Origin of the sequence: Mumia spirodelae, from assembly GCF_050632745.1 — a bacterium.
Taxonomy (GTDB): domain Bacteria; phylum Actinomycetota; class Actinomycetes; order Propionibacteriales; family Nocardioidaceae; genus Mumia.
Window position 1 is genome coordinate 617252 of the sequence record NZ_JBODSD010000001.1, and the last position, 12131, is coordinate 629382.

General features: G+C 72.4%; 14 protein-coding genes and 1 riboswitch. Of the genes, 9 read left to right on the top strand and 5 right to left on the bottom strand.

What is annotated here, in order from left to right:
- Positions 1–10 precede the first annotated feature (10 nt).
- Both ACQSSQ_RS03035 and ACQSSQ_RS03040 read right to left on the bottom strand, forming a co-directional pair.
- Complete coding sequence (locus ACQSSQ_RS03035; RefSeq protein WP_431325555.1) at positions 11–1486, bottom strand: alpha,alpha-trehalose-phosphate synthase (UDP-forming); 1476 nt, start codon at positions 1484–1486, stop codon at positions 11–13.
- Between the two features lie 61 nt (positions 1487–1547).
- A complete protein-coding gene (locus ACQSSQ_RS03040) occupies positions 1548–2531 on the bottom strand; it encodes a Gfo/Idh/MocA family protein (protein ID WP_431325556.1) in 984 nt (327 codons plus the stop codon).
- Between the two features lie 86 nt (positions 2532–2617).
- Between ACQSSQ_RS03040 and ACQSSQ_RS03045 the strand changes: the two genes are divergently transcribed.
- The 3 genes from ACQSSQ_RS03045 to ACQSSQ_RS03055 are packed head-to-tail and all read left to right on the top strand — an operon-like array spanning position 2618 to position 5143.
- A complete protein-coding gene (locus ACQSSQ_RS03045; protein ID WP_431325557.1) occupies positions 2618–2914 on the top strand; it encodes a DUF3263 domain-containing protein in 297 nt (98 codons plus the stop codon).
- A gap of 8 nt (positions 2915–2922) precedes the next feature.
- Positions 2923–3462, top strand: a complete 540-nt coding sequence (locus ACQSSQ_RS03050; protein WP_431325558.1) for a LytR C-terminal domain-containing protein — start codon at positions 2923–2925, stop codon at positions 3460–3462.
- A 28-nt stretch (positions 3463–3490) separates the two neighbouring features.
- Entirely contained in the window at positions 3491–5143 is a 1653-nt protein-coding gene (locus ACQSSQ_RS03055; RefSeq protein WP_431325559.1) for an alpha/beta hydrolase, read from the top strand.
- Here ACQSSQ_RS03055 and ACQSSQ_RS03060 read toward each other — a convergent pair.
- Positions 5140–5826, bottom strand: coding sequence for a CPBP family intramembrane glutamic endopeptidase (locus tag ACQSSQ_RS03060; RefSeq protein ID WP_431325560.1), 687 nt, complete (start codon positions 5824–5826; stop codon positions 5140–5142). The genes ACQSSQ_RS03055 and ACQSSQ_RS03060 overlap by 4 nt on opposite strands.
- 62 nt (positions 5827–5888) lie before the next feature.
- Here ACQSSQ_RS03060 and otsB point away from each other — a divergent pair, with 62 nt between their 5' ends.
- The 4 genes from otsB to ACQSSQ_RS03080 all read left to right on the top strand — a co-directional run bounded on the left by otsB (position 5889) and on the right by ACQSSQ_RS03080 (position 9002).
- Positions 5889–6737 (top strand): trehalose-phosphatase, encoded by an 849-nt coding sequence (gene otsB / locus ACQSSQ_RS03065; RefSeq protein WP_431325561.1) that lies wholly within the window; start codon positions 5889–5891, stop codon positions 6735–6737.
- An 18-nt stretch (positions 6738–6755) separates the two neighbouring features.
- Complete coding sequence (locus tag ACQSSQ_RS03070; protein ID WP_431325562.1) at positions 6756–7208, top strand: hypothetical protein; 453 nt, start codon at positions 6756–6758, stop codon at positions 7206–7208.
- A gap of 79 nt (positions 7209–7287) precedes the next feature.
- A riboswitch (SAM riboswitch) is annotated at positions 7288–7430 on the top strand.
- A gap of 9 nt (positions 7431–7439) precedes the next feature.
- Positions 7440–8714: a threonine synthase gene (gene thrC / locus ACQSSQ_RS03075; RefSeq protein ID WP_431325563.1), complete on the top strand. Its 1275-nt coding sequence runs from the start codon at positions 7440–7442 to the stop codon at positions 8712–8714.
- A 9-nt stretch (positions 8715–8723) separates the two neighbouring features.
- Positions 8724–9002 (top strand): MoaD/ThiS family protein, encoded by a 279-nt coding sequence (locus tag ACQSSQ_RS03080; protein ID WP_431325564.1) that lies wholly within the window; start codon positions 8724–8726, stop codon positions 9000–9002.
- Between the two features lie 3 nt (positions 9003–9005).
- Here ACQSSQ_RS03080 and ACQSSQ_RS03085 read toward each other — a convergent pair whose 3' ends face one another.
- Positions 9006–9833, bottom strand: a complete 828-nt coding sequence (locus tag ACQSSQ_RS03085) for a class I SAM-dependent methyltransferase (protein ID WP_431325565.1) — start codon at positions 9831–9833, stop codon at positions 9006–9008.
- Between the two features lie 147 nt (positions 9834–9980).
- Between ACQSSQ_RS03085 and ACQSSQ_RS03090 the strand changes: the two genes are divergently transcribed.
- Positions 9981–10181: a cold-shock protein gene (locus ACQSSQ_RS03090; protein ID WP_431325566.1), complete on the top strand. Its 201-nt coding sequence runs from the start codon at positions 9981–9983 to the stop codon at positions 10179–10181.
- 18 nt (positions 10182–10199) lie between these two features.
- Here the strand turns inward: ACQSSQ_RS03090 and ACQSSQ_RS03095 are convergent, their stop codons facing one another.
- Positions 10200–11126 (bottom strand): EamA family transporter, encoded by a 927-nt coding sequence (locus ACQSSQ_RS03095; RefSeq protein WP_431325567.1) that lies wholly within the window; start codon positions 11124–11126, stop codon positions 10200–10202.
- Between the two features lie 74 nt (positions 11127–11200).
- On the opposite strand from ACQSSQ_RS03095, the gene ACQSSQ_RS03100 reads away from it, so the two are divergent.
- Complete coding sequence (locus ACQSSQ_RS03100) at positions 11201–12130, top strand: LysR family transcriptional regulator (protein ID WP_431325568.1); 930 nt, start codon at positions 11201–11203, stop codon at positions 12128–12130.
- The last annotated feature ends 1 nt before the right edge of the window (position 12131 follow it).

A 12131-nucleotide genomic window follows, 5' to 3' on the forward strand; every position in this document is an offset into this window, starting at 1 on the left:
AACGAACGCCTCAGGCCACCGGCCGGGTCCGCTTGCCGTGCGGCTCCCGGATCGTCTCGAGGTCCTGGAGGAAGCTCTGCGCCCACTTGTCGATGTCGTGCTCCATCACCTGGCGGCGCATCGCGCGCATCCGCTTCGCCTTCTCCTTCGGCGGGTCGGTGATGGCCTTGAGCATCGTGGCCTTCATGCCGTTGATGTCGTACGGGTTGACCAGGTAGGACTGCTTGAGCTCGGCGGCGGCGCCGGCGAACTCGCTGAGGACCAGGGCGCCGGTCTCCTCGTAGCGGCAGGCGACGTATTCCTTGGCCACGAGGTTCATCCCGTCGCGCAGCGGCGTCACGACCATGACGTCCGCGGCGCGGTAGAGGGCCGCCATCTCGTCGCGCGGGTAGGACGAGTGGAGGTACGTGATCGGGGGCTGGCCGATGCGTCCGACGTCGCCGTTGATGCGTCCGACGAGCCGGTCGATCTCGTCGCGGAGGCGGCGGTACTGGTCGACGCGCTCGCGCGAGGGAGGTGCGACCTGGACGAAGACGGCGTCCGCCGGGTCCAGCACGCCCTCCTGCGCCAGCTCTCCGAACGCGCGCAGCCGCTGCGGCATGCCCTTGGTGTAGTCGAGCCGGTCGACGCCGAGCAGGACGAACTTCGGGTTGCCGAGGCTGGCGCGGATCTCGTCGGCGCGGGCCTGGGTGGAGGGGCGCCGCGCGAGCTCCTCGTACGAGTGGGAGTCGATGGAGATCGGGCACGCCTTGGCCATCACCGTGCGGCCGTCGTCGAGGTAGATCGTGTCGCGGTGGGTCTTGTGCCCGACCCGTTGCCGGACGAGCCGCACGAAGTTCTGGGCGGCACCGGTCGTCTGGAAGCCGATGAGGTCGGACCCGAGCAGGCCCTCGAGGATGCGGCGCCGCCAGGGGAGCTGGGTGAACAGCTCGGCCGGCGGGAACGGCACGTGGAGGAAGAACCCGATGCGCAGGTCCGTGCGCATCTCGCGCAGCATCTGGGGCACGAGCTGGAGCTGGTAGTCCTGGACCCAGACGATGGCGTCCTTCTGCGCGATCGCGGCGGCGTACTCGGCGAAGCGGCGGTTCACGGCGACGTACGCGTCCCACCACTCGCGGTGGAACTCCGGCGTGGCGATGACGTCGTGGTAGAGCGGCCAGAGCGTCGCGTTGGAGAAGCCCTCGTAGTACTCCTCCACCTCCTGGGCGCCGATCGGCAGCGGGAAGAGCTGCATGCCCTCGAGCTCGAACGGGTCGAGCTGCTCGTCGGCGGCCCCCGTCCACCCGATCCACGCGCCGCCCTGCTTGCGCAGCACGGGCTCGAGCGCGGTGACGAGCCCGCCGGGGGAGGTGCGCCACGCGTCGGAGCCGTCGGGCATCTGGACGCGGTCGACCGGCAGGCGGTTGGCGACGACGACGAACGACGCGGATTCCTCGTGCCCTCGCAGGTTCTTGACCACCGTGCCGGAACCGCGTGCGTCAGTCATGGGTCGACCCTATCCGCGAACCCCCCGCCCCGGCAGACGTGAGGGCGTGACGTGGACACGGTCAGCCGGTGGTCGCCCCGACCTGGGTCCGGATCTCGTCCATCAGCTCCATGATCTCGACGGTCTCGTCCAGCGGGAGCAGCGGCGACTCGGTCAGTCCCTCGCGCAGGCACCGGCCGACCTCCGCGATCTCGTGGGCGTACCCGGCCCCGACGACCGGCTCGGCGAGCTCGTCGGCCTCCCAGTTGCGGGCGTAGGTGAACGAGTGCGGGTGGTGGAACGGCGACGGCAGCTCGAGGCGGCCACCGTCCCCGGCGACCGAGGCACGGGTGTCGGGCCAGCCGAGCTGGGTCCAGCTGATCGACGCGATCGCGCCGTCGTCGTAGCGCAGCGTCGCCCCGCCGGCGAGGTCCACGCCCTGGTCGCTCAGGGTGGCGACAGCGCGGAGCTCGGCCGGCCGGCCGAGGATCAGGTAGGCGAAGGTCAGCGGGTAGATGCCGACGTCGAGCAGCGCGCTCGCGCCGAGCGCCGGGTCCCAGAGCCGCGCCTTGTCGGGTGGCGCCACGAACCCGAGGTCCGCCCGCACGTGCGCGATCGTCCCGCACGCACCCTCGGCCGCCATCGCGCGGACGCGGCGGATGTTGGGGTTGGTCCGCATCCACATCGCCTCGGCGAAGAAGAGCCCGCGGCGCCGGGCCTCGTCCACCAGCTGCCGGGAGGACGCCGCCGTCAGCGTGAGCGCCTTCTCGCAGAGGACGGCCTTGCCGGCGTCGAAGCAGGCGAGGACGTCCTCGGTGTGCCGGCCGTGCGGGGTGGCGACGTAGACCACGTCGACGTCGGGGTCTGCGAGCAGCTCGGCGTACGACCCGTACGCGACGGGCGTGGAGGCGGCGGTCGCGTACTCGTCCGCGAAGGCCTGGGCCGGTGCCGGCGAGCGTGACGCGACCGCGTGCAGCACGGCGTCGTCGACCAGTGCGAGGTCGCGGGCGAAGGAGTGCGCGATGTCGCCGGTGGCGAGGATGCCCCAGCGGAGGGAGGACGTCATGACGCCATCATGGCGTCCGCGGGCGGTCCCGCCACGCCGGGCGCGGTGAATGCCACCGGTGTGATTCGCCGACCTACGATGGGGGCATGGACCCCGCCCTCTCCTCCCGCGACCACGACGCCGCGCCCGCTGGAGGGCTCACCGCGCGCGAGGAGGCGATCCTCGGCTTCGAGCGCGGCTGGTGGAAGTACGCCGGCGTGAAGGAGCAGGCGATCCGGGCGGAGTTCGGGCTCTCCGCGACCCGCTACTACCAGGTCCTCAACGCGCTGATCGACCGCGAGGACGCTCTCGCCCACGACCCCCTCCTCGTCAAGCGGCTCCGCCGGATGCGCGCGAGCCGGCGCCGCTCCCGCTCCGTCCGCCGCCTGGACGCCGACGCCTAGGAGGCCCCGTGACCGAACCCCGCGTGGACGACCGCCCCACCGAGGAGCGCCGGCGCGTCACGCAGCGGACCCGCGTCGCCCCGCGGGCGATCCCGTCGGTGGCGCTGCTGGGCGCGCTGCTCGTCCTGGCCGTCGCGGCGATCGGGCTGCTGGTCGGCAACGACCCCGACGACCCGGCGCCGGCCGCCTCGCCGCCGTCGGCGACACCGACCGTCGAGCCGACCCCTGAGCCGGTCGCCACCGTGGCGCCGACGACTCCCGCGCCGACGACCGCCGAGGTGCCGCGCGCCTTCGTCGAGGTCTACAACAACTCCGGCGTCACGGGCCTCGCCGACGCCACCGCCGCGCGGGTCGAGGACGCGGGGTGGAAGGTCGTCGGTGTCGACAACTGGTACGGCCGCATCCCCGAGAGCACGGTGTACTACCCGAAGAAGCTCGAGGACCAGGCCAAGAGCCTCGCGGCCGACCTCAAGATCGACCGTGTCCGTCCGGCGATCGAGCCGATGAAGTTCGACCGCCTCACGGTGATCCTGACCGGAGCCCCGTAGCCGCCAGGGCGCGCCCTAGTCTGTCGGCGTGCCCGAGACACCCCGCCTTCCCCTGGGAATCCGCTACACGCTCCCCGGCTCGTACGGCGCGCTGCTGCTGGGCTGCCTCGCGTTCACGCCGTCGCTGCTCCCTCGGCCGTCGGTCTTCCAGGGACTCGTCGCGGGGGTGACGTCCGCGCTCGGGTACGGCGTGGGCGTGCTGGTCGCGTACGTCTGGCGCGAGCTCGTGGACCGTGACGCGCACGAGCCGCAGCGACGCTCGTGGTGGATCTTCCTCGGCGTCGCCGTGGTCGCGGTGGTCGCCTCCCTCGTGCTGGGCCGGTTCTGGCAGGACGAGATCCGCGAGCTCATGGGGATGGAGAAGGAGCCCCTCGCCTGGCTGCTCGTCGTGCCGGTGCTGTGGATGGTGGTCACGGTCCTGCTCGTCCAGCTCGGGCGCGGGGTCCGCTGGGTCTACCGCCGTCTCGTGCGCCTGCTCGACCGGGCGCTGGGCGAGCGCGCCTCGAAGGTGATCGGCCTCGTCGTCGTGGTCGGGCTGCTGGTCGCCGCGATCGACGGCGTCCTCTTCGAGCGCTTGCGGGCCACCGCCGACGAGGTGTTCTCCTACCGCAACACGATCACGCCCGCGGGCGTGGTCCAGCCCGACGAGCCGGAGCGGTCGGGCAGCGAGGACTCGCTGATCCCGTGGGACTCGCTCGGGAGGGAGGGCCGGGTGTTCGCCTCGTCTGGACCGCGGGCCGCCGACGTCGCCGCATTCACCGGACGTCCTGCCACCGAGCCGGTCCGGGTGTTCGCCGGGCTGGAGTCCGCCGACGACGTGGCGTCGCGCGCTGCCCTCGCGGTCGAGGACCTCGAGCGCGCGGGCGCCTTCGAGCGCCGCCGGCTCCTCGTCGTCACCACGACCGGCTCCGGGTGGGTCGAGGAGACCTCGGCGTCGAGCTTCGAGTACCTCGGCGACGGCGACACCGCGATCGTGGCCATGCAGTACTCGTCCTTCCCGTCGTGGATCTCCTACCTCGTCGACCAGGAGCAGGCGCAGGACTCCGGCCGAGAGCTCTTCGACGCGGTCTACGCGCACTGGACCGCGCAGCCGGTCGACCAGCGGCCCGAGCTCTACGTGTTCGGCGAGAGCCTCGGCTCGTTCGGCGGCGAGGCGGCGTTCAGCGGGGCGTACGACATCGCGAACCGGACCAGCGGCGCGCTCTTCGTCGGACCGCCCAGCTTCAACCCGCTGTGGGGCCGGTTCGTCGGTGACCGCGAGGCGGGGACGCCGGAGGTGCTGCCCGTCTACCAGGACGGCGCGCGGGTGCGGTTCGCGCGGCGTACCTCGCAGCCGATCCCGCCCGAGGGCCAGCCGTGGGACGGCACGCGCGTGCTCTACCTCCAGCACGCCTCCGACCCGATCGTCTGGTGGAACGAGCAGCTGGTGTTCTCGCGGCCGGGCTGGCTCGAGGAGGAGCGCGGACCGGACGTGCTGCCGTCGGTGCGGTGGATCCCGCTCGTCACGTTCTGGCAGGTCACCGCTGACATGGCGCTGGGGACGGAGGTGCCGGCGGGGTACGGCCACAACTACGCGGGCGAGCACGTCGACGCGTGGGCGACGATCCTGCGCACTCCGGACTGGACGACCGCACGGTCCCAGCAGCTGCGGGCTCTCGTGACGGAGGCGGACCCGGACTAGGTCGCAAGGAAGACGGCGACCGTTCCCGCCGCGTTCGCGGCCCAGTGCAGGGCCATGGGCGCCAGCAGGCTCCCGCTGCGTTCGCGCAGCACCGCGAGGACGACGCCGGCCGCCGACGTCACCGCGACCACCCCGGCGAAGCCGAGCACCGTCACCAGCGGCGAGCCGCCGACCGACTCGGCCACGCTCCGGTTGCCCTCCAGCGCACCCGCCGCGGACCCGAGGTGCCAGAGACCGAACGCCAGCGACGAGACCACCGTCGCCGTGCGGGCTCCGGAGTCACGGGCGACGAGGCCCCACAGCACCCCGCGGAACGCGATCTCCTCCAGGATCACCGTGTGCAGCGGGATCACCACGAGGACGGCGACCGCGAGCGCGCCGAGGGACTGCGGCGCACGGTCGTCGCGGAGCAGGTCGCGGGTGAGCGGGACGGCGTACACGAGGGCGTACCCCGCCGCGACGACGAGCACGATCACCCCCGCCCAGCGGGCGCCGCGGCCGAGGTGCGCGCGGTCGAGCGCGAGGTCGTACGACGTGAGTCCGAGGCGGCGCGCGAGAAGGAGGAGCACGCCGGTCGCCACCACCGCGACCGCGGTGGCGAGCCCGAGGGGGAGCCACGCGAGCAGGACGGCCGTGACCGCGATCACGCCGAGGACGACGGCGATCGGACGGCGCGACGTCACGCGCTCATCGTAGGGTGCGGGACCTGTGTCGACGTGAGGATCGGGCTGGGATGATGGTGCGCATGTCGCTTCCCGCCGTGCTCGAGCCCTACCCTCGCACCGATGCCGGAGCCGCCGCTCTGGCGGCGCTGCTGGGCGATCCCGGGCAGGCGATGCTCGCCTTCGACTTCGACGGGACGCTCGCGCCGATCGTCGACGACCCGGAGCAGGCGCACGCGAGCGAGCGCTCGGTCCACGCCCTCCAGCGGATCGGCCCCTGCGTCGGCAAGCTCGCCGTCGTCACGGGTCGCCCGGTGCGCACGGCGCTGCGGCTCGGACGGTTCGCCGAGCACGACGGACTGAGCCACCTGACGATCCTCGGCCAGTACGGCGCGGAGCGGTGGGACGCCGACACCGGTGCCGAGTCCGTTCCGCCGCCGCCGGCCGCGGTCGCCGAGGTGCGCGACGCCCTCCCTGCGCTGCTCGACTCGCTCGGGCTGCCGGAGGTGCGGATCGAGGACAAGGGGCGGGCCGTCGTGCTGCACACCCGTCTCCTCGACGACCCGGGTGCCGCGCAGGGGCTGCTCGAGGGGCCGGTCGCCGACCTCGCGCGACGCCACGGTCTCGCGGCCGAGCCCGGGCGCTACGTCGTCGAGGTCCGCGACCCGTCCGTCGACAAGGGCGCGGCGTTGCGCACGCTCGTCGCGGAGACCGGGATGCGGACCATCGTGTACGCCGGCGACGACCTCGGTGACCTGCCGGCGTACGCGGCGCTCAAGGGCATGCGCGACCACGGCGAGGCCGACGTGATGCTGGTGGCCGTCGCCTCCGACGAGCAGCAGGCGCTGATGCCGCGCGCCGACCTCGTGGTCCACGGACCGGACGAGCTGGCGGGCTGGTTGGAGCGGCTCGCCGACGCGCTCGGCTGCTGAGCGGGTCCGGGGGGACCGATGACGACGACGCCGAAGGTGCCGCTGCTGCCCCACACGCCGTGGACGCGCGTGCGGACGGTGCTCAACTGGGTCAACCTCACGACGCCGCTGGGCCTGCTGGTCGCGAAGGTCGGCGGGGCGGACGTACGCCGGCGCGGGCGCGGCACGTACGTCGCGACGGCGTACCGCTGGGGGTTCCCGGCGGCCTCGGCGTTCACGGTCGGGAGCGTGATCGTGTCGCGCCACGGCGAGGAGCGCTTCGCGCGCAGGCCGCTGCTGCTGCAGCACGAGGACCGGCACTGCACCCAGTACGCGTGGTGCCTGGGCCCGGTGATGCTGCCGCTGTACGTCGCCGGTGTCGGCGCGTCGTACGTCGTCGCGGGGGACCACTGGTCGTACAACCCGTTCGAGCGGCTGGCGGTGCTCTCCGACGGCGACTACCGGCGGAACCCGCCGCGCTGGCGTCGCTGACCCGCCCGCACCTGCCGACCGGTTGTCCGAATGCTGGACCGAGTGGACGGTATGTGAGACGGCCACGTACGCTTGACGCAGCTCATCACGAGGGGCGGAGGGACACGGCCCGACGAAGCCCCGGCAACCACCTGACGTGAGCTCGCGATCCCGCGAGGCCGCCGACAAGGCATGGTGCCAAATCCGTCCTGTGGCGAGAGTCGCGCGCAGGGAAGATGACGAGGAGGCCTCGTGAGCGCGAGCACGCTGGAAAACCCTGACTGTACGACGGCCCGTGAGGGCGCCTTCGGCAACGCGACCGGCCTTGTGTGCCGCGCGTGCGGCGCCCATCAGGAGCTCGGTCCCCACTACGCCTGTCTCGAGTGCTTCGGCCCGCTCGAGGTCGCGTACGACTTCCCGGCGATCACCCGGGAGCAGATCGAGGCAGGGCCGAAGAGCATCTGGCGCTACCAGCCGCTGCTGCCGGTCCCGGCCGACATCGCGGCGTTCCCCAACACCGACCCGGGCTTCACGCGCCTGGTCAAGGCCGACAACCTCGCCCGCGAGCTCGGCATCAAGACCCTGTGGGTCAAGGACGACTCGGGCAACCCGACGCACTCCTTCAAGGACCGCGTCGTGGCCGTCGCCCTCTCGGCCGCCCGCGAGCTGGGCATGAAGGTGCTCGCGTGCCCCTCGACGGGCAACCTCGCCAACGCCGTGGCCGCGGCCGCCGCCCGCGCCGGCATCAAGAGCGTCGTCTTCATCCCCGAGAACCTCGAGCGGCCCAAGATCCTCACGACCGCGGTGTACGGCGGCACGCTCGTCGCCGTGCGCGGCAACTACGACGACGTCAACAAGCTCGCCAGCGAGATCGCCGGCGAGGAGGAGGGCTGGGCGTTCGTCAACGTCAACGTCCGCCCCTACTACGCCGAGGGCTCCAAGACCCTCGCGTACGAGACCGCCGAGCAGCTCGGCTGGCGCCTCCCCGAGCAGGTCGTCATCCCGGTCGCGTCCGGCTCGCAGCTCACCAAGGTCGACAAGGGCTTCACCGAGCTCGGCAAGCTCGGCCTGGTCGAGGCGACGCCGTACAAGATCTTCGGCGCCCAGGCCACCGGCTGCTCGCCGGTCGCGCAGGCGTTCCGCGAGGGGCACGACGTCGTCCGCCCGGTCAAGCCCGACACCATCGCCAAGTCGCTGGCGATCGGCAACCCCGCCGACGGCCCGTACGTGCTCGACACCTGCCGTCGTACGGGCGGAGCCGTCGAGGACGTCTCCGACGACGAGGTGCGCGACGGCATCCAGCTCCTGGCCCGCACCGAGGGCATCTTCGCCGAGACGGCGGGCGGCGTGACGATCGCGACGCTCAAGAAGCTGCTCGCGACCGGCCAGCTCGACCCCGACGCGGAGACGGTCGTCTTCAACACCGGCGACGGGCTCAAGACGCTCGACGCCATCGCCGACCGCGTCGGCCCCGCGGCCACGATCGACCCGACCTACCCCGCGTTCACCGCCGCGGGTCTCGTCTGAGAGGACATCATGAGCGTCTCCGTCCGCATCCCCACGATCCTGCGCACCTACACCAAGGGTGACTCCGAGGTGACGGTCGAGGGCGACGACGTCGCCGGCGTCATCGAGGCGCTGGAGGCGGCGTACCCCGGCATCAAGGCACGCGTCGTCGACGAGACCGGGGCGATCCGCCGCTTCGTCAACGTCTACGTGGGCACGGAGGACGTCCGGTTCGCCGACGGGCTGGGCACGACCGTGCCCTCGGGGCAGCAGGTCTCGATCATCCCCGCGGTCGCCGGGGGCTGCTGACCGTCACGGTTTGACCGCCTGGAGCGTGTAGCTGGCGGCCATCCTCTCCGGGTGGTCGGCCATGCGGTGCTCACCCGGATGGTCCGGGTGCGGCTCCATCAGTCCCGGGAGCGCGACCCACGGGACGGAGTCGTGCTCGGCCAGCCCGGTCACGGTCATGCCGTGGTCGAGGAGGGCGGTCGCGACCTCGCCGATCCCGTGGGTCCACTCGAGGCTCGGCAGGGCCTGCAGCGACGTCTCGGTCTCGACGTAGGTCTCGGTCGAGGTGAAGGCGAGCGGAGCCGGCTGGTGGAAGTACGGGTACGCGAGCTCGGGCCTGCCGTCGACGACGTCGTACGCCATCAGCATCGGGTGGCCCTCGCGGAGGAAGAGGCGTCCTCCGGGAGCGAGCAGCTCCGCGACGACGCGGGCCCACCGGTCGATGTCGGGGAGCCAGATGATCGCGCCGACGCCGGTGTAGACGAGGTCGTACGAGGTGGCGCCGAGGAGGTCGACGGCGTCGTACACGTCACCCTCCACGTACGCGACGTCCGCTCCGGTCTGCGCCGCGAGCTCACGGGCATGCGCGAGCGACGCCGGCGAGAGGTCGAGCCCGACGACGTCGGCGCCGAGCCGGTGGAGGCTCAGGGTGTCGGTCCCGATGTGGCACTGCAGGTGGACGGCCCGCAGCCCGGAGACGTCGCCGAGGCGCGGAAGGTCGAACCGTACGACGTCGCTGAGCGCCGCCGGATCGGTGCGGTAGCGGCGGAGGTCGTAGTCCGCGGACCCCGCATGGACCGGTGCTCTGTCGTCCCACATCGCGCGGTTCACGGCGAGGTAGTCGTCGTTCATGGGCACACCGTCCCACGGCTCGCGGGCGGGTGCTCGGAGCACCGGTGGACCCCGGCTCGGAGGGCCTCCCCGAGTGACCTTCCGCTGCGGTAGGTTCGTCGCACTCCGAGGCCCGTGCAGGGGGTCTCACGAACATCTGGAGTGTTCATGGCGCAGGGCACCGTCAAGTGGTTCAACGCGGAAAAGGGATACGGCTTCATCGCGATCGACGGGCAGGACGACGTGTTCGTCCACTACTCCAAGATCCGGGTCGACGGCTACAAGACGCTCGAGGACGGGCAGGCCGTGAGCTTCGAGGTCGTCGACGGGCCCAAGGGCCGGGAGGCGCACGAGGTCGTCCCCGGCTGACCGCAGCAGGACCCGCCGTCAGGACCCGACGGTCGCGACCGGCTCTGGGCGCGGCGTCGGGTCCTGACGTCTGCGGCCGCGGCGGCTGCGGGACGAGCCGAGGAGCACCCCACCGATCACGAGCGCACCCGAGAGGAGCTCGAAGGGGTCGAGACGTTCGTGCAGGACCAGCGCGCTGGCGCTCATCCCGACCACGGGCACGAGCATCGAGAACGGGGCGACCGTGCTGGAGGGGTAGCGCGCCATGAGCATCGTCCACAGGCCCGACCCGACGACGGTGCCGATGACGACGGTGTAGACGATGCCCAGCACGGCAGGCAGCGCCTCGGGCGTGAAAGCGGTCGTGAGCGAGTCGCCGATGCGGTCCGGACCCTCGACCAGCAGCGACACCGCGAGCATCGGCAGCGGCGGCACCACCGACATCCAGAGCGTGAGGTGCAGCGGGTTGGACGGACGGGCCTGGCGGTTGGCGAGGTTGCCGAACGCCCAGCCGAGCGCGCCGAGCAGCGTGAGCACGACGGGCAGGAGCGCGGCGGTCTGAGAGCGGTGCCACGCGACTCCCGCGAGGCCCGCGATCGCGATGAGGATGCCGAGGACCTGGCGGCCGCTGAGCCGCTCGCGGAGCAGGATGCCGGCGAGGACGACGGTGAACGGTGCCGATGCCTGGAGGACCAGGGACGCGAGTCCGGCCGGCATGCCCGCGCGCATCCCGGCGTAGAGGAAGACGAACTGCGCGATCCCGAACCCCGCGCCGTACCCGATCAGCCAGCGGAGCCGCACGTCGGGCCGCGGCACGAGCAGGATCGTGGGGATCGCCATCAGGCCGAAGCGCAGCGCCACGCAGAACATCGGCGGGAAGTGCTCGAGCGAGGCGTGGATGGCGATGAAGTTGAGTCCCCAGGTGATCGCGACGAGGACGGCGAGGGAGCGGTCGCGGGTGGTCACGCGTCCCAGGGTGGGGCTGCGTGTCCTTGAAGCACAAGCGACTATTCCTACCGCGACGTTGTAGCGTTGCTTCAATGAGCGCAACGCCGAACGGCTCCGGACTCGACGTCGACAAGCTGGCGGTCCTGCGGGAGCTGGCCGAGCGCGGCAGCATCACGGCGGTCGCCGACGCGACGTACCGGACTCCGTCGGCGATCTCGCAGTCGATCAAGGCGCTCGAGCGCGAGATGGGCGCCGTGCTCGTGGAGCGCGACGGGCGGGGCGTACGGCTCACCGACGCGGGTCGGCTGCTGGCCGAGGGCGCCGTCGAGATCGCGCAGGTGGTCGCCCGGACGCGGGCGCGCTTCGAGGAGTTCCGGGGCGGTGTCAGTGGCGAGGTCACCGTCACCGCGTTCCCGAGCGGTGCCGAGATGCTGCTCGCGCCGCTCGCGGGGCGGCTCGCCGAGCGGGCACCTGGGATCACGGTGCGGCTGAGCGACCTCGATCTCGCCGAGTACGAGCTGGCGGGCGCCGCCGCGGACCACGACCTCGTCCTCGGCCACTCGGTCGTCGCGGTTCCCGACCCGGTGACGACGGGCCTGCAGGTGACACCGCTCCTGCGCGAGCCGCTCGACGTCGCGGTGGCGCGGGACCACCCGCTCGCGGGACGGGGAAGGGTCCGCCCCGAGGACCTCGTCGGCGAGCCCTGGATCGGTGTCCCGGTGGGCCACCCGTTCGACCTGCTGCTGCCGATGCTCGCGGTCGACGGGCAGTCGCCCCGCGTCGTGCAGCGGTTCCTGGACAATCACGTCGTGGCGGCGTTCGTGGCCGCGGGGCAGGGCATCGCGCTGCTCCCGAGGCTGTGGCGGCGGGCCGCCGAGGCCCAGGGCGTCACGCTGCTCGGGCTCGACGGCGTGCGTGCCGGCCGGCACGTCTTCGCGCTGGCGCGGCCCGACCGTGCCGAACGCGCCGCCGTACGCCGGGTGCTCGAGGTCCTCCAGGAGCTCGCCGCCGACCTCGGCTGAT